Origin of the sequence: Pediococcus pentosaceus ATCC 25745 (genome assembly GCF_000014505.1) — a bacterium.
In the GTDB taxonomy this organism is placed as follows: Bacteria; Bacillota; Bacilli; order Lactobacillales; family Lactobacillaceae; genus Pediococcus; species Pediococcus pentosaceus.
Map to the genome: position 1 here is coordinate 331,229 of NC_008525.1, position 17,364 is coordinate 348,592.

Sequence of the window (17,364 nt, forward strand, 5' to 3'; positions counted from 1 at the left end):
AATAGTTCAAAGAGGCGAAGGATGATGGCAAACAAAACCAAAGTTGCATTAGTAACGGGAGCAGGACAAGGAATTGGGGCAGCAATTGCGACCCGATTGGCTAACGATGGATTTGCGGTGGCAGTGGCAGATATGAATACTGAAACTGCTAACAAAGTTGCTGAAAAAATTAATAGCAATGGTGGAAGGGCTCTTCCAATCGTGGTTAATGTAGCAGAACGTGATAATGTGTTTGAAGCCGTTAGGACTACGATTCAGGAACTAGGTGGACTTGATGTGTTGGTCAATAATGCCGGCCTAGGACCTACCACACCAATTGATACAATTACACCAGAACAATTTGATAAAGTTTATCACGTTAATGTAGGTGGAGTACTTTGGGGAATTCAAGCAGCAACGGAAGCATTTAAGAAATTAGGACATGGTGGAAAAATCATCAATGCGACTTCTCAAGCCGGAGTTGTTGGAAACCCTAATTTGGCCCTTTACTCAGGGACTAAGTTTGCTGTCCGAGGAATTACTCAAGTAGCAGCACGTGATTTGGCGGATTTTGGTATTACAGTTAATGCTTATGCACCGGGAATTGTACGAACTCCGATGATGATGGATATCGCACATGAAGTTGGACAAAATGCTGGTAAAGATGACGAATGGGGTATGCAACAGTTTGCTAAAGACATTACCTTAAAACGTTTGTCAGAACCAGAAGATGTGGCAGCTGCAGTATCATTCTTAGCAGGACCAGATTCAAATTATGTAACTGGACAAACAATTATTGTAGATGGTGGAATGCAATTTCATTAAAATAAAAAAACTTTTGAAACAGGGGAACTGTTTCGAAAGTTTTTTATTTTTTAAGGATATTTTGAACGATTTTTTGTAATTCAGGCACAACTTCCTGCTCGAACCAAGGATTTTTAGCCAGCCAAATGTTGTTACGAGGTGAAGGATGCACCAAAGGAAAGTATTCGGGAAGAAAGTTACGATAATTTTGCACCAGATTAGTTGTAGTGGTAGAGCGAGGAACATTTAAATAATGTTTTTGCGCATAGGATCCGATTAACAGAGTAAGCTGGATGTTAGGCATAATATCCAGCATTTTTTGATGCCATTTTTCAGCAACTTCTTTACGAGGCGGAACGTCGCCACTTTTAGCTTTACCAGGATAATAGAAATCCATTGGAATTACCGCAATATCACCAGAATTATAAAAAGTATCCCGTGAAATTCCCATCCAAGCGCGTAAACGATCACCACTTTGGTCGTTCCACATAATTTCCGTATCTTGGACTTTTTTTCCGGGGGCTTGTCCCACAATTAAAATTTTTGCTTGGGGATTAATACTATAAATTGGATGCCATCCTTTAGCAGTATAAATTGCATTTTGAGGATCTTGCATGATTTCTTCGAAAAAAGGCATGTTGTAGTCCATCGTTAATCCTTCCTTTAAAACTATTTACAAATTATGGTAACACTAAATGGCACTGAGATAGTAAAAAACAAACATCATTAAATATAGATGTTTGTTTTTTTGAAGTAATAGTTTTAGCAATAATTAGAAATAATCTGCCAAAATAGGTTTCTGAGGTACGGTGATGGCATCTAAGTTTTTTACGTTATCTGATGTCCAACCGACGATTTTTCCATGTTCTACCAAGGATGCTGCTGAGCGATATCCAAAAAGAATTTTAGTTAATTGTTGGATTGTAATCGCGGTATGAGTATCTAATGGTACGTTTGATTTTTGAACCGAACGTACTTTTCCGTCAAATTCAAAAGTCCAATGTCCATTATTTTCAGAAAGGACATCATCAATAACATCCAGGGTGAACTTAGCTGGAGTTGATGTAGGATACTTTTCTAAGAAGTCTTGCAAATTAACAATTCGGGCCATCATATAAGGCTGGACGGTAGTTGTCACGCTATAAGGTTCGTCGACTAGATCAAAATCGATATCAGCGACAGGGCTTTGATAGATAAAGTTTTCGGCAGTAGTTCCATGCTTGGTGACGAATTTCCAAAGTGCTTGGCGACTTTCAATATCGGTGTTAGCAACTTCGTAAATGATAAATTCGCTAGCGGTACGTTCGTAGATGACATAACCAGTAGGTTGTTGATGTTCAAAAGCTACGGCCAGTTGGCGATTAGCAAATTTTTTAGGTAGATAATCCCACCACCAATCGGCTCGGTTTAAACCTCCCCGTTGAGCTAGTGGAGACTGTTGATAGATTGATTTTAGTAAATCAGTATTTGAACTAAAGTCAAGGCGTTTAACTTGGACGTTTTCGGTATTTTTTGAAATACGTGGTAATTTATCGCTAGCCATAGTGTAGGTAACATGGTCAAAAACTTGTTCATAGCCAAAGCGTCGATAGTAACTGAAAGCAAATGGTGCGAGGTAGGACAAAGTTACCTGGTTGTCATACATATCCTGTAAAGCAGCTTTCATCAATTGGCTCGCGCCCCCTTTACCAGATGCTTCGGGAGCGCTCATCACATCGCTAATACCGTTCATTTTAAAATTGGTTCCAAAAAAATTTGTTTCAAAAGGAATACTTAAAATACTAGTTTCAATTTGACCGTCAACGGAGATTCCATAGGGAATAGCGTGTTGGAAACGACGATTCCAGAAATCGCGACGGTTAGCGCTATCTTGCGCATTAAATGCATATAGATATAGTTGATAAATTTCTTCTTGGTATTGTTGATCGAGAATAAAATTACTCATTACTAGTTCCCCCAAAACGTGATTAATACTATCATTATACCATTTTTGAAAACGTTATCTTAAAATTAGACGTCCCATATTAAAATTTTTTTGTTATAATTGAATATTGTAAATAGTAATTATTACTCTTTAGGAGAAAGAAATGCGAAAAAAAATAATTTGGTTAGTGTCAATGTTATTGTTTAGCACTATTTTTGTTGCGGGATGTGCTGGACCTAAAAGTAAGTCCAGTGGCAAAGTAGAAGTGATTAGTACACTTAACTTTTATGGAGAAGTGGCTAAAAAGGTTGGCGGAAATCGAGTGCAGGTTACCAACATTATTGATAATCCAGCAGTCGATCCCCATGATTTTGAGCCGACAACTAAGACGGCTAAATTAATGACCGACGCGGATATTGTAGTTGAAAATGGAGTAGGAACAGATACTTGGGTCCAAAAAATCACTCCTCAAAAAAAGCAGCTTAAGGTTTTAAATATGGGGAAACTCACGGGTAAAGTTGATGGTGATAACCCACATTTGTGGTATAAATTATCAACAATGAAAACCTTAGCTAACCATTTAGCTAAGGAATTAGGGAAAAAGGATCCAAAACATCAAAAAGAATTTACCGAAAATGCTAAGAAATATGTTGAATCACTTCAACCAATCCAACAAAAGATTGATCAAATTAGAGCAGAAAGTACTGGCAAAAAAGTAGCAGTTACAGAGCCAGTATATGATTACACGCTGGATGAGCTCGGATATAAAGTTAGCGACCGAGCTTTCGCTTTAGCAATTGAAAATGAAACAGATCCATCGCCTAAAATGGTGGAAAAATTACAAAAAGATGTAAAACAAAAACGGATTGAATTTATTGTAAATAATCAACAAACTGGTAATAAAGTAATCGATGAGCTTCTAAAGCTAGCTAAGAAAAACGATACTCCAATCGTGAACGTCACAGAGACGATGCCGAAGGGAAAAAATTATCAAACGTGGATGCTTTCACAGTTAAACCAAATTAGTAAAATACAAGAGGGTAAAAATTAATGACTGAAACGCTTGTTCAGGTTCAAAAATTAGCAATGGATTTTCCAGGGCAAAAATTATTTAATAATTTGAGTTTTGATGTAGATCGTCGTGACTTTCTAAGCATTATCGGCGAAAATGGGGTCGGAAAGACGACTTTGATTCGCGCACTACTGAATCAAGTTAAGCCTACGAGTGGTAGCATCAAATTTCGTAAAGGGACGAAGGTAGGCTATGTGCCTCAATTTAGGAATATTGAACGAGATTATCCCTTATCTATTCGAGATTTCGTAGCCTTAAATTTACAAAACGGAAAAATGCCGTGGCTATCCAAAATGGAACGAACGCAACTCGATGAAATTCTTGAAGAAACTGATTTAGTTGATATTCAAAATACTAGAATTGGACGAGCTTCGGGTGGACAAAAACAGAAAGCCTATTTGGCACAAGCCTTAGTGGATAATCCAGATTTATTGATTTTAGATGAATCAACAGCTAGTTTAGATACAGTTCGTAAATATGAACTATTTAATTTAGTCCAACACTTTAATCAACAGCATGATTTAACCGTAATTTCCGTTACGCATGATTTTGATTTAATGCAACGCTACTCCAATCGTTATTTGATGCTAAAAGAAGATCACTACGCATTGGGAGAAGTAGCTGATATTAAAAATGAGGAGGACTTGCTAGATGTTTAGTTTTGAGTTTATGCAAAATGCCTACATTGCAGGGACCTTCATTGCCATTATTTGTGGAATTATGGGTGTGTATGTTGTAGGACGTAACATGTCATTTTTATCACACATGTTATCTGAGATTGGTTTTTCTGGAGCTGCTTTTGGTATTTTTATGGGATGGCAAGCCTTATCCGGCATGCTATTATTTACAATCGTTAGTTCGATTTTAATCGGTAAAATGAGTGTACAAGCTTCCAAACGAGAATCTGCAATTTCGGCAGTTTCAAGTTTATTTTTAGGATTAGGAATTTTATTCTTATCGATTTCCAATAAAAATGTTAGCTATGCTACAAATATTTTGTTTGGTAGTGTAATTGGAATTGGGCGAGATGAAGTTAATCAGGTACTGTTGTTAACAATCATTTCATTAGTATTTATTTTATTTTTATACCGGCCCTTAAAATATGATTCCTTTGATCATATCGGAGCTTCAGTCAAGGGAATTCATACCAATTTTGTTTCAATTTTATTTTTAGTGGTATTAGCGCTCAGTGTTAGTACAGCAGCCCAAATTGTGGGCTCATTGCTAATTTTTGTACTGCTAACCTTGCCGGCAGCTGCGGCTAAGATTGTTGCCAAAACGGTAAGTGGAATGATGCTCTTTGCGATTAGTGCCGCTTTAATTGGAGTCTGGTTAGGTTTATATTTAGGCTATGTAACTAATTGGCCAGTCAGCTTCTTTATTGCGCTAATTGAATGTGTAATCTATTTTGGTTCGATGATTATAAAAAAAGATAATTAATTAAAAAGACTGAATCCTAAACGATTCAGTCTTTTTATTATATTTTTGGTCTAAATCCGAACATTATTAATGAACTATGATATTATATTCATTGGTAAGTAAAAAGTAAGTAATTTTTTGCGAATAATACGCAAAAGAAGAGTGGAGTGAAACCAATGAAATTGAAGCGAAGTGAACGATTGATTGATATGACGAACTATTTAATCAATCATCCAAGAACGCTCATAACTTCTGGATTTTTTGTTACAAGATATTCATCCGCTAAATCTTCTATTAGCGAAGATTTATCCATTATGAAATCAACTTTAGAAAAACAACAACTAGGAACCATTGAAATTACTAATGGGGCTGCTGGTGGTATTAAATATCTTCCGGGAATTGGATCAGAGGAGGCTCACAAAGTTGTTGATGAGTTAACTGAACAACTAGCGGATCCAAGTCGTAAACTACCTGGTGGGTATCTTTACATGTCTGATTTGTTAGGCCATCCCAGTACCTTACGGGCCATTGGCCGAATGTTAGCTAGCGAATATATGCGTTCTGATGTTGATGCAGTTATGACTGTGGAAACTAAAGGGATTCCACTAGCTCAAGCGGTTGCGAACTATTTAAATGTTCCATTTATTATTGTGCGTCATGAATCCGTGATTACCGAAGGTTCGACTATTTCAGTTAACTACGTTTCACGTTCATCAGAACGTATCCAAAAAATGGAATTGTCTAAACGTAGTTTACAGCGAGGAATGAAAGTTTTAATCGTGGATGATTACATGAAGGGTGGCGGCACGGTTCATGCCATGGTTGATTTACTGAAAGAATTTGAAGCTGAATTAACCGGCATTGCCGTCTTCGCGGAAGGTACATACAAGGGACAACGTGCGATTGAAGACTTTACTTCCTTGTTAAATGTCGATACATCTCAAGATGGACAGGTCCAAATTAAGGCCGGAAATTATTTTGAAAGAAACTTTAAGGATATTGAGGAGCGCTAGTAATAATGGAAAAAAATACAATCATTTTAGCTGCAGGTCAAGGTACTCGAATGAAATCAAAACTATATAAAGTTTTGCATCAAGTTTGTGGAAAAGCCATGGTGGATCATATGCTAACTCAAGTTGAAAAAACGAATATGGATCATATTGTTACCATTGTTGGGCATGGGGCAGAAAAGGTTCGTGAACTTTTAGGTGATCGTACAGAATATGCAATTCAAGAACAACAATTGGGTACGGGACATGCCGTTTTACAAGCTGAAAAAATTTTAGGTGATAAAGATGGAATGACCATGATCGTTAGTGGTGATACACCTTTATTTACAGCTAAAACTTTTGAAAATCTTTTTGAATATCACCGTCAAAAAGGAGCGGCTGCTACAATTTTAACCGCGCGTACTGAAAATCCATTCTCATATGGACGAATTGTCCGTAATGAGGTTGGCGTTGTTTCTAAAATTGTAGAACAGAAAGATGCTACCACTGAAGAAGCAGAAATTAAGGAAATTAATACCGGTGTATATTGTTTCGATAACCAAAAGCTTTTTGCGGCACTTCATCAAGTGAAAAACGATAATGCTCAAGGTGAATACTATCTTCCAGACGTAATCGGTATCATGAAAGATGCTGGCGAAATTGTTGCCGCTTATGAAATGGCTGATTTCTCAGAATCAATGGGAGTTAACGATCGTTTAGCACTTTCTAAAGCTACTAAGGTTATGCAACGCCGAATTAACGAAGAACATATGGTTAATGGTGTTACAATCATTGACCCCGAAAATACCTACATTGATTATGGAGTAGAAATCGGTCCAGATACCATCATTGAACCGGGTGTTCAAATACAAGGTAATACTAAGATTGGTTCTAGTTCAGTGATTGGAGCGCATTCGAAGATTGTTGATTCAACAATTGGAAATCGTGTAACGGTAACTTCATCACAAATTGAAAGTGCCATCATGCATGATGATAGTAACATTGGTCCACACAGTCATTTACGCCCTCAAGCTGAGATTGGTGAATTTGCACATGTTGGTAACTATTGTGAAGTTAAGAACGCTAAGTTAGGTGCACGGACTAAAATGGGGCATTTGAGTTACGTTGGAGATGCAGATCTTGGTACGGATATTAACATTGGTTGCGGAGTGGTATTTGTTAATTACGATGGTATGAATAAACATCACTCAACAGTTGGAGATTATGCCTTCATTGGAAGTAATTCTAACATTGTTGCTCCAGTTACCATCGCTGATCACAGTTATGTAGCTGCTGGCTCAACCATTACGAACGACGTTAATAAGTTTGAAATGGGTATTGCCCGCGGACGCCAAGTTAATAAAGAAGGCTACTTTAAAAAGCTTCCAGTTTACGATGCGGCATTAAAAGCGGAAGAAGAAAATAATAAATAATAAAAAAGGATTGCTATAGTGATAGTGACCGCTAAGAGTTAGACTAAATTCTAACTTTTAGGGTGGCTATCATGGCAATCCTTTTTTTGGTATTTAAATTTAGATTATGCACTAAGTTCTTGTTTAGTCGATTTACTTTCTGAGGCTGTCAATTCTTCCAGCAAGACTTGGTAATCAGCACTAATCAGTAAATCATCCTTACGTAATGCATCCATGAATTTAGCATCAATAAAATTATTTAATAGTTGAATCAAGTTATCATAAAAACCATTAATATTTAGAATGCCAATTTTTCTTTGAGGGATGATACCAAGCGCCATATTTGATAATAGCTGGCTTAGTTCCTCTAAAGTTCCTAATCCTCCAGGAAGAATTAAAAAGGCATCGCCACTGTTAATTAATAGCTCCTTACGCTGAGCCATAGTAGTCGTTTGAATAAAGGACGTGGTATTTTTTCGAGGAAGTTCATCTTCAAATAGCCCCTCAGGATAAATACCGGTCACTTTTCCTCCATTTTCAAGTACGGCTTGACTAATAGCTCCCATCGTTCCAGATGTAGAACCACCATAGACTAGTTCAATCTTTCTTTTGGCAAGTTCATTGCCGATTAATCGAGCTGTTTCACCATAATTTTTTTGGTTCCCAAAACGTACACCACAAAATACTGTAATTTTCAATTCTATCCCTCCAATAACATCAAGACACTAATTATAGTGGGTGTCGTATTTGAATGTCAATATATGGTATTTATTAATGTGCGTAAGAATATTTGAAGGAACAAAATTATAATTTGAATGTGTTTTAGTTAAAACAGTTGCTAAGAACAATAAAAGCATAATATTCGTTAACTTAAATCAATAAATATAGTCTGAGTTGACATCGACGGTTGTATTTCCTTTAAAATAAGCAATTTTATAACACAAAAACGGGGAAACCAACCGTAAGTAACTTGCTTTTAGGGGGCAAAATGAATTATGATATTATATGGAAAAACTGAATAAACTTAATATTTTATAATCTTTTGGAGGCAAACATGTCTGAACATTATTCCGATCCAAAGCTTAAAATTTTTGCTTTGAATTCGAACAAGCCCTTAGCAGAAAAAATTGCTAAGGCAGTTGGTGTAGAACTCGGGAAAACGTCGGTGGACCGATTCCGAGACGGTGAGATTAGAATTAATATTGAAGAGAGTATTCGTGGAGACGAAGTATATATTGTTCAGTCCACATCTGCTCCAGTTAATGATAATTTGATGGAAATGTTGATCATGATTGATGCTCTAAAGCGTGCTAGTGCTAAGACTATCAACATTGTGATCCCTTATTATGGTTATGCTCGCCAAGATCGTAAGGCGCGTTCACGTGAACCAATTACAGCTAAATTAGTTGCAAACATGATTGAACGTGCAGGTGCAACACGCATTATTGCATTGGATCTTCACGCAGCACAAATCCAAGGTTTCTTCGATATTCCTCTAGATCATTTGATGGGTGCCCCACTATTAGCAGACCATTTCATCGAACGTGGTCTTGATCAGGATACTGTAGTTGTATCACCTGATCATGGTGGTGTTACTCGTGCTCGTAAGTTAGCTGAGTTCTTAAAAGCACCAATCGCTATTATTGATAAACGTCGCCCACGCGCCAATGTTGCTGAAGTTATGAATATCATTGGTGAAGTTAAGGGCAAACGTTGTATCATGATTGATGATATGATTGATACAGCTGGAACCATTACACTTGGAGCTCAAGCTTTGATGGATGCTGGAGCTACAGAAGTATACGCAAGTTGTACACATCCTGTTCTTTCAGGTCCAGCTATTGAAAGAATCCAAAATTCTCCAATTAAGGAATTAATTGTAACGGATTCTATCCAACTTCCAGAAGAGAAGAAGATTGACAAAATTACTAGCATTTCGGTTGGTCCATTGATTGGTGAAGCAATTCGCTTGATTCATGAAAACAAGCCTGTTAGTCCGCTATTCAACAACCGTTTTAGTATTGAAAAAGAATAGTTTTAGATATCGCTAATTTTTATTAGTGATCATTAAAAGATCTCGAAATCTATTTTCGAGGTCTTTTTTGGTAGTAAAAGAATTAAATTTTAATAGAAATGTTTAAAAAGTATAAAGAATTGCTATTAAATAGCTAAAAATCTATGGTTACTTTGAAGCGGGTGGAAAAATGTTTTAAAGTAGAAAATAAAGAATTTTAACTAGACTTAAATGAGGAATGGATAATGAAATATTGTTTGAATTGTGGCGAAGAATTGCCTAAAAAAGCCAATTTTTGTCCTAATTGCGGGGTGATGCTTGAAAATGAAGCAAAAAATGGGCCTTCAACATTAACGCGGGCAGAAATGTACAAACAACGCAGTGAAGAAGCGGAAGAAATTGAAGAAGAACCTCAAACTGAAGAAGCTGAAACCAATAGTCACTCACGTACTCAATCCCATACCGATTCTGAGTGGTGGTCGCAAATTAAGAATTTTATTTTTTGGGTGAAACATAATCCGTTAGTTTCACTTTTACCGATTGTGATTGCTCTAGTAGTCTTAGTATGGCTCAATAGAATTGTAGGAATTGGTTTATTAGTTCTGATTATTTTGTGTGGTTATCTTTATGCTTTAAAGGCTGGTCCAACTGATAATCAGGCGGAATTAAAGTTGCGAATGGGAATAAAGAAAGCTAAAAATGGGATTGCTAATTGGATTCAAGGTCTTAAAAACAAAAAAGATCGTAAAGAAGCTGAGGCTAGAAGTGACTCCGACATAGAAGCAGAAGACTTTGAAGTTCCCGAGGATGTTTTAGAATCAGAAACGATGGTTACTGATCCAGCGACTTCAGCTCAAGCGGAAGTGAAACCCAAACCTAAAAAGGTGGGACATCCACTTCGTAGTAAACTTTTAATCGCTGGTGCGATATTGCTAATCATTTCTACTTATATTGGACCGTTTGCTTCTGCCGTAGTAGCGGGATATAGCACTCCAACTACATTATTGAGCATCCTAAAAACTTTAGGGCAACAAAAGGTATTGCTTGCGTTACTAATAGGCCCCGTATTAATTATTTTAGGTGCGTGGTTTAGATCGCAATGGATTGTTAAAATTGGTAGTTGGGTTAATCTAATTGCTTATGGGTATACTTTCTATATTATTTATAAAAATGAGGCAGAAACGTCAGGATTTCCAGGAATGTTTAATAACGTCCATCTGGGGTGGAGTGGTTATTTAGCAGTAGGGATTACTATTTTAATATTAGCCTTTGGAAGAGGGCGTAAACGAAGAAAAGTGGAACAATAATATTGCAGGAAGCGATTGAGCTTCCTGTTTTTTATTTGAGAGCACAAAAATAGGATTCTAGACTTCTCACACTAGAATCCCTTTATGAGGAAAGATGTCCCAATCTAACGACAATCTCTTTATTGGAAAAATTTACGATCTTTACACCTTCAACTTTACAAAAACGTATTAAATTGTTCAGCCGTCGTGCTTCTAACCTACCTGAGCTTCTGTTGATAACGTCTGCTGTTGTATCGTTCAATCAAACTCTAAATCTGATGAGGTATACACTGTTTCAGGCTAACGGTGAAATAGACGGTCTTGGAGTTTCATTAAGATATTCTTCGAAACGATAGACCTCCATTGAACTAATTTTTTTTGATACTAATTAATCTTGTCTTCATTTAGACAACTTACTCATGTCATCGGACACACCTACTTGATTCAATGTTTAAATGACGTAGAAATTTTCGAACATTACACTTCATACATTTAAAGAAGCTGGCTGTCGCAACTACCAACGAAACCATCGCGTGTAATCACTTTAAAACATCGATGCTTTTAAACATCAAAACCTTACATCGTACACCCATGATGGAAACGATTTGCAATAGTTACTCTGATTTGCCCCTTCACTAGATTCTGACAGCCTAAGAACCGAGGCACTTGAGAAGTTTTTGTTAGAAAGGAACTTTTCCTTTCCTCACTTAGTATATTAACACCTTCTGTAAGCGCTTGCAACAAATAAGTCAAAAAAACATATAATTTTTTTGAAGGACAATAATCCTAGTCCACCCAGACCTTTACTCCGCGATATAGATTGTAAATAAACATTCCTAAAATCAATAATCCAATGAGACCGACGATTCCAAATAATACTAGGGAAGACCCACTCAAATTAGCAGTAGAAAAACTTTGCCCAGTTGCTAATAATCCTAAGAAGAAGGCCACTGGAACTAAAATTGTTGGTAATAAATGAAGCCAAAAAGCAGTAATGGAGTTGCGATGAGCTTCAGGGTGATTACTGTTAGAAGTTAAGGCAAATACGACGATGGGAAAGAGAATGGGCATAAAAAAGATACTTAAATATGATAATGAACTTAAGATTTTATTTTCTGTAGTCATATGAAATCTCCTTTGGGTATAAAAAATGCAAGATTGGGGTTGATTAAATTGCCTCAGCTCTTGCATCTAAGTTATTTGTTTTCTTGTCTAGCTTTAGTTTTTGCTCGTAGTTGATCTTTAAGTTTTTCAATGTCTTCAAAGTGTTTTTCTTGCCACTCCTTGAACGAATAACGCGCATCTGTATCAGTATCGCCAATCTTCATACCAGTTTCTAGCCAAAAAATGGCTTCGGATAAACTACCAAAATTACGCATCCAGAGCGTGTGACCGTTTGCTGAGTCTAATGCCACGTAAGAGCGGAATTTCTTAGTTAAGTAGGTATGCTTACGGATTTTTAAAGCTTTACGTTGACGTGTTAACTTGTAATCAGGAAGAATGTAATGTCCTGGTTTTTCAAGAATAGGCACGTTGTCTTGTCGTTGACTTTTAAATTCTACAAGCATTTCCTTTGCGGTTGGATGGTCGATAATATGTACGTCAAATTTTGCCATGGGAACTCCTCCTGATTACGTTTATATCAATATTTTATCATAAATGTATAACTAATTGAAAAAGATACGCTCAAGATTAATACATTTTATTTGAGAAAATGGTTAAAGTGGTATACAATTTTCGTACGGGTTTTTGCCTGTGGATAGGAGAGATTATTGATGAAGAAATATGTTTCAGAAATTATTGGTACGTTCGTACTTGTTTTTGTTGGTACTGCCGCTGTTACAATTGGTAAAGCCGACGTTTTAGGAATTGGATTAGCTTTTGGTTTGGCTGTTACGATTATGGCTTACTCTGTTGGTGCAATTTCAGGAGGACACTTTAACCCAGCTGTTACATTAGGTATGTGGATTAATAAGCGAATCAGTGGAGCAGATGCTATTTATTATGTTATTTCACAATTTATTGGTGCTGTCCTGGCTTCAGGAATGGTTAAGTATTTCCTAAGTGCTATGGGAGCTTCAACTAGCAATCTTGGACAAACTGATTTTGCAAAAATCTCAGCATTTCCAGCACTCGTAACTGAAACTTTGGTAACATTCCTATTTGTGCTTGTTATCTTGCTAGTTACAAGTAAAAAGTATGGTAATGCTAACTTTGCTGGTTTAATTATTGGATTAACGCTAGCATTCATGATTATTGCATCATTGAACTTAACTGGCGGTTCATTGAACCCTGCTCGTAGTTTTGGTCCTGCAATCTTAGTTGGTGGTTCAGCTTTATCTCACTACTGGGTTTACGTTGTGGCTCCATTATTAGGTGCTGCAATTGCTGCTTTTGTTGCTAAGGCAATGGGTAGCGAAGAATAATAGCTAATCTAAAAAAATAAGGATTAACGCTGGGCGAATAATTTCGTCTCAAAACGTTAATCCTTATTTTTTTCGCGTATTTTTACGTCGTTCTAGATTGAGCTGACGCTGGAGATGGTCGATTTTATGATCAAGTTGATCGATTTTTTTGAAAAGCTTGGTCATATCATCTTCCTGCGTAGCAGCTTCAGAAGTAAAGAATCCTGTAATTGTACTAGTGAGCAAACCAATGAACCCAACACCACCAATCATTAGAAAGGCGGCAATAAATTTACCAATGTTGGTGGTAGGTGAAATATCACCATAACCAACAGTGGTGGCAGTCGTAATGGCCCACCATAGGGCTGAAGGATATGAAATATGTTCTACCACAGAATAAAGGAGCGAGCTTAAAACTAAAATAATCATACTGACGGTAAAAAGGTTTAAGAAGCCCGAGGTATAGATAAACCGATGAACGGTCTTAGAAAATTTTCCATCTAATCCAAAACGCCATAATAAATGATGGCTGCGAATTAATTTGAAAACTCGACCAATTCGAAAGATAGCAAAAGCCGGATGTAGTGGGATTAACGATAACAAATCAAAAGTATTGTCAAAAAGATAACGATGAGCATTTTTATTTTTAGGCATTCTCGCAAAAAAGTCGACCGCATAAATGATTAAAAATACATGCATTAGATTTAAAATGGTCGTATTTTTCAGACTAATACTCTTAGAAAAAAACGAAGCGGCAACGATTAGGAATGAAATAAAAGCAATCATAGCCAAACAACTATCATATAAAATTTGGAATCTGGTTCTATGTTTTATCATATTAACGTCCTCTGAATTAATAGAATTATTTTAACGCATTTTGAGGAGCTGTAAATAGCCAAGAAAATGATATGATATGAATAACTAATAATAAAGAGGAATTTGATAATGAAGAAAATACTAGCATTACATACAGGTGGAACGATTTCGATGTCTGCCAGCAATGATACTGTTAAAACTAATGAACAAAACCCATTACTAGATAGCCAATTTATCAACAAAAATATTGACCTAGTTAATGAAGTGATTTTGAATAAACCTTCAGAACACATTACGCCAGATGATATGTTAATTATTAAAAAAAGGGTCAAAAAGGCACTAGATAACAATGAGTGTGATGGCATTGTAATCACGCACGGAACGGATACCTTGGAAGAAACTGCGTACTTTTTAGATTTAACGATCGAAAATAAAATTCCAGTTGTGCTAACGGGGGCCATGCGCTCTTCCAACGAACTAGGTTCGGATGGTGTGTATAATTTCCAAAGTGCAATTCTGACGGCTGCTTCTGATGAAGCCAGTGATAAAGGGGTTTTAGTGGTCATGAATGATGAGATCCATACTGCCCGTTTTGTTACGAAAACCCATACTACTAATGTAGATACGTTTAGAACCCCAACTTTTGGGCCGCTCGGAATTGTTTATAAACGGGATATCCGATTCTTTCAAGCTTTAGTTAATCAGCATGTTTGTGATATTGACCACCTTGAAAAAGGAGTCTATTTAATTAAAGCTTACGCAGGAATCCCTAAAGAAATATTTGAAATTATTAATCGCCCAGGGACCAAGGGGATTGTAATTGAAGGGCTAGGAGCTGGAAATCTACCAGTAGAAGTAGTCGAGCCCATTCAAGCATTAATTGATAATGATATTACGGTTGTAATGGTTTCACGTTGTTACAATGGCTTGGCCGAACCCATCTACGATTATGTGGGCGGCGGAATTGATTTAGAGAGAATGGGCGTTGTATTCTGCCAAGGTCTCAATGGTCAAAAAGCACGTATTAAGTTACAAGTGGCAGTAAGTGCTGGTATGAATTCCAAAGATATTGCTAAGTATATGCATGACGCGGTGTCATAGAAGTAGATAAGAGTATAATACAGAGTTAATAAATTTTGAAAGTGAGGAATTAGAATGCCAAGTTCAATTAAAGACGATTTTTATGATGCAGTGAATGGTGAATGGCTAGCAACTGCAGAAATCCCCTCAGATCATTCATCAACGGGTGGGTTTATGGACCTAGTTGATGGCGTGGATGAAAATTTGATGAAGGATTTTGCAGAAATGCGTTCAGGTGCCAAAGAACCTAATACGCCAGAATTAAAAGAATTTATCAAGTTTTATGAAATTGCAGCTGATTTCAAAAAACGGGACGAAGATGGAGTAAAACCACTTCTTCCGTACTTAAAACAAATTGAAGATTTAAAGAGTTGGGATGATGTAAATGCCAACTTAAAAGAATTATTTTTTAATGGCGTAGAATTACCAGTAGATTTAGGTATTGAACCTGATTTAAAGGGTAATGGAGCAGATAAACGCAATGTTTTATGGGCTGGTGGTGTAAGTTTAATCCTCCCAGATAAAACCTACTATGACCAAGATAATCCGTCTGGACCACAGTTGATGCAAGTCTTTACCCAAATGATGATGCAATTACTAACGAAGTTGGGTAAGTCTGAAGATGAAGCCCAAGCTATAATTGATGGAGCTAAACGTTTCGATGCTAGTATTGCTCCTTTCCGTAAAAACTCTGAAGAACTTAGCGATGTAGCTAAGCTTTATAATCCATGGGAGCTTGATCATTTCGCTGACATGGTTCAAGAGATTGATGTTAAAAAATTAGTCCAAGCATTGATTGGAACTGTTCCAGAAAAATTAATTATCACTGAACCTAAATTCTACGAAAACTTGCACCAAATTGTTAACGCCGATACATTTGAAGATTATAAAAAATGGGCCTACGTTAACATGGTCCGCTCGTTGTCAGGCTATTTGAGTGAAGAATTCCGCCAAATTGGTGGCACTTTTGGGCGAGCATTATCAGGGCAACAAGAATCAATGCCACAAGAAAAGAGTGCATTTTACTTAGCACGTCGCACGTTTAGCCAAGTCGTTGGTGAATACTATGGACATAAATATTTCGGGGAAACTGCTAAAAAAGATGTTCATGATATGGTGGTTTCGATGATTGATGTTTATGAAAAACGACTGGCAGAAAATACTTGGTTAGGGGATGCAACCCGTTCTAAAGCGATTACGAAGTTACGTTCGTTGAAGATTTTAGTAGGTTACCCAGATGAATTAAAAGCAGTTTATAAGAAGTTGAAAACTAAAACAGCCGCTGAGGGTGGAAGTTTAGTGGAAAACGTTCAAGAATTTTCACGAATTTTCTTAGAAGATCAACTTGCTAAGTATGGTAAGGAAGTCGACCGTAGTGAATGGCATATGAGTGCTGATACAGTAAATGCTTATTATTCACCAGAAGGCAACTTAATCTGTTTCCCAGCTGCTATTTTACAAGCACCATTTTACAGTTTAGAACAAACCGCTAGTCAAAATTATGGTGGAATTGGCGCAGTAATGGCGCACGAAATTTCACATGCTTTTGATCCTAACGGAGCTTTATTTGATGAATTTGGTAACATGGACAATTGGTGGACAGAAGATGATTTGAAACATTTCCACCAACTTTCAGAAGCAATGGTAAAAGAATTTGATGGAATTCCATTTGCGGGTGGAAAAGTAAACGGTAAGTTGGTTGTTACCGAAAATGTTGCAGATGATGGTGGACTTAAAGCAGCGTTGGAAGCAGCTAAGGCTACTAAAGATGCTAATCTAGAAGAATTTTTTACTAACTGGGCCACAATTTGGCGCACTAAGGCTACTAAACAACGAGAAGAGTTGCTATTAGCAATTGATGTCCATGCTCCTGCAAAGTTACGGGCGAACGTCCAAGTAAAAAATTTTGAAGAATTTTATGAAACCTTTGATGTAAAAGAGGGCGATGGAATGTATCTTGCTCCCGAAAAACGAGTTCAAATTTGGTAAAAAATCAAACTAAAAAGACGATTGCTAATTAGCAGTCGTCTTTTTTAGTTATTTCTAAAGTAAAATACGAACTATAAAAGTTTAAATAATCAATTTATGGCGTTCTTTACTTATATTTTAAATTAGTGTAGACTTTATTGGTGCTATTTTTGATTTAGATTCGAACTAAAAGGGA

At 36.7% G+C, this 17,364-nt stretch carries 17 protein-coding genes; 11 read left to right on the forward strand and 6 right to left on the reverse strand.

The window, feature by feature from the left end:
- The first annotated feature begins 24 nt into the window (after positions 1 to 24).
- Positions 25 to 804: a (S)-acetoin forming diacetyl reductase gene (locus PEPE_RS01410; RefSeq protein ID WP_011672981.1), complete on the forward strand. Its 780-nt coding sequence runs from the start codon at positions 25 to 27 to the stop codon at positions 802 to 804.
- Positions 805 to 847: 43 nt separating this feature from the next.
- Here PEPE_RS01410 and PEPE_RS01415 read toward each other — a convergent pair whose 3' ends face one another.
- Positions 848 to 1,432, reverse strand: a complete 585-nt coding sequence (locus PEPE_RS01415) for a uracil-DNA glycosylase family protein (protein WP_011672982.1) — start codon at positions 1,430 to 1,432, stop codon at positions 848 to 850.
- A gap of 123 nt (positions 1,433 to 1,555) precedes the next feature.
- Entirely contained in the window at positions 1,556 to 2,728 is a 1,173-nt protein-coding gene (locus PEPE_RS01420) for a GNAT family N-acetyltransferase (RefSeq protein ID WP_011672983.1), read from the reverse strand.
- A 142-nt stretch (positions 2,729 to 2,870) separates the two neighbouring features.
- Here PEPE_RS01420 and PEPE_RS01425 point away from each other — a divergent pair, with 142 nt between their 5' ends.
- The 5 genes from PEPE_RS01425 to glmU all read left to right on the forward strand — a co-directional run bounded on the left by PEPE_RS01425 (position 2,871) and on the right by glmU (position 7,620).
- The gene (locus PEPE_RS01425; protein WP_011672984.1) at positions 2,871 to 3,758 is read left to right on the forward strand and encodes a metal ABC transporter solute-binding protein, Zn/Mn family; all 888 of its coding nucleotides are present in this window, start codon (positions 2,871 to 2,873) and stop codon (positions 3,756 to 3,758) included.
- Entirely contained in the window at positions 3,758 to 4,438 is a 681-nt protein-coding gene (locus PEPE_RS01430; RefSeq protein WP_002832718.1) for a metal ABC transporter ATP-binding protein, read from the forward strand. The genes PEPE_RS01425 and PEPE_RS01430 overlap by 1 nt, the downstream gene beginning before the upstream one ends.
- Positions 4,431 to 5,219, forward strand: coding sequence for a metal ABC transporter permease (locus PEPE_RS01435; protein WP_002832719.1), 789 nt, complete (start codon positions 4,431 to 4,433; stop codon positions 5,217 to 5,219). Before PEPE_RS01430 ends, PEPE_RS01435 begins: the two co-directional genes overlap by 8 nt.
- 155 nt (positions 5,220 to 5,374) lie before the next feature.
- Positions 5,375 to 6,211 carry a pur operon repressor gene (purR, locus tag PEPE_RS01440; RefSeq protein WP_011672985.1) on the forward strand — a complete coding sequence of 279 codons (837 nt, stop codon included), beginning with the start codon at positions 5,375 to 5,377 and terminating at the stop codon, positions 6,209 to 6,211.
- Between the two features lie 5 nt (positions 6,212 to 6,216).
- Entirely contained in the window at positions 6,217 to 7,620 is a 1,404-nt protein-coding gene (gene glmU, locus PEPE_RS01445; protein WP_011672986.1) for a bifunctional UDP-N-acetylglucosamine diphosphorylase/glucosamine-1-phosphate N-acetyltransferase GlmU, read from the forward strand.
- A gap of 104 nt (positions 7,621 to 7,724) precedes the next feature.
- Here glmU and PEPE_RS01450 read toward each other — a convergent pair whose 3' ends face one another.
- Complete coding sequence (locus PEPE_RS01450; RefSeq protein ID WP_011672987.1) at positions 7,725 to 8,297, reverse strand: LOG family protein; 573 nt, start codon at positions 8,295 to 8,297, stop codon at positions 7,725 to 7,727.
- 356 nt (positions 8,298 to 8,653) lie between these two features.
- On the opposite strand from PEPE_RS01450, the gene PEPE_RS01455 reads away from it, so the two are divergent.
- Together PEPE_RS01455 and PEPE_RS01460 are read left to right on the forward strand one after the other, a co-directional pair.
- Positions 8,654 to 9,634, forward strand: coding sequence for a ribose-phosphate diphosphokinase (locus PEPE_RS01455; RefSeq protein ID WP_002832723.1), 981 nt, complete (start codon positions 8,654 to 8,656; stop codon positions 9,632 to 9,634).
- Positions 9,635 to 9,858: 224 nt separating this feature from the next.
- On the forward strand, positions 9,859 to 10,920 hold the full coding sequence (locus tag PEPE_RS01460; RefSeq protein ID WP_011672988.1) for a zinc ribbon domain-containing protein: 1,062 nt from the start codon (positions 9,859 to 9,861) through the stop codon (positions 10,918 to 10,920).
- 765 nt (positions 10,921 to 11,685) lie between these two features.
- Here the strand turns inward: PEPE_RS01460 and PEPE_RS01465 are convergent.
- Positions 11,686 to 12,024, reverse strand: coding sequence for a hypothetical protein (locus PEPE_RS01465; RefSeq protein WP_002832725.1), 339 nt, complete (start codon positions 12,022 to 12,024; stop codon positions 11,686 to 11,688).
- A 71-nt stretch (positions 12,025 to 12,095) separates the two neighbouring features.
- Positions 12,096 to 12,515, reverse strand: a complete 420-nt coding sequence (locus PEPE_RS01470) for a hypothetical protein (protein WP_002832726.1) — start codon at positions 12,513 to 12,515, stop codon at positions 12,096 to 12,098.
- Positions 12,516 to 12,674: 159 nt separating this feature from the next.
- Here PEPE_RS01470 and PEPE_RS01475 point away from each other — a divergent pair, with 159 nt between their 5' ends.
- On the forward strand, positions 12,675 to 13,325 hold the full coding sequence (locus PEPE_RS01475) for an MIP/aquaporin family protein (RefSeq protein ID WP_002832728.1): 651 nt from the start codon (positions 12,675 to 12,677) through the stop codon (positions 13,323 to 13,325).
- A gap of 63 nt (positions 13,326 to 13,388) precedes the next feature.
- Here the strand turns inward: PEPE_RS01475 and PEPE_RS01480 are convergent, their stop codons facing one another.
- Positions 13,389 to 14,141 (reverse strand): potassium channel family protein, encoded by a 753-nt coding sequence (locus tag PEPE_RS01480; protein ID WP_011672989.1) that lies wholly within the window; start codon positions 14,139 to 14,141, stop codon positions 13,389 to 13,391.
- A 108-nt stretch (positions 14,142 to 14,249) separates the two neighbouring features.
- Here PEPE_RS01480 and PEPE_RS01485 point away from each other — a divergent pair, with 108 nt between their 5' ends.
- Positions 14,250 to 15,221, forward strand: a complete 972-nt coding sequence (locus tag PEPE_RS01485; protein WP_011672990.1) for an asparaginase — start codon at positions 14,250 to 14,252, stop codon at positions 15,219 to 15,221.
- 54 nt (positions 15,222 to 15,275) lie between these two features.
- Entirely contained in the window at positions 15,276 to 17,189 is a 1,914-nt protein-coding gene (locus PEPE_RS01490; protein WP_011672991.1) for a M13 family metallopeptidase, read from the forward strand.
- Positions 17,190 to 17,364: the final 175 nt, after the last annotated feature.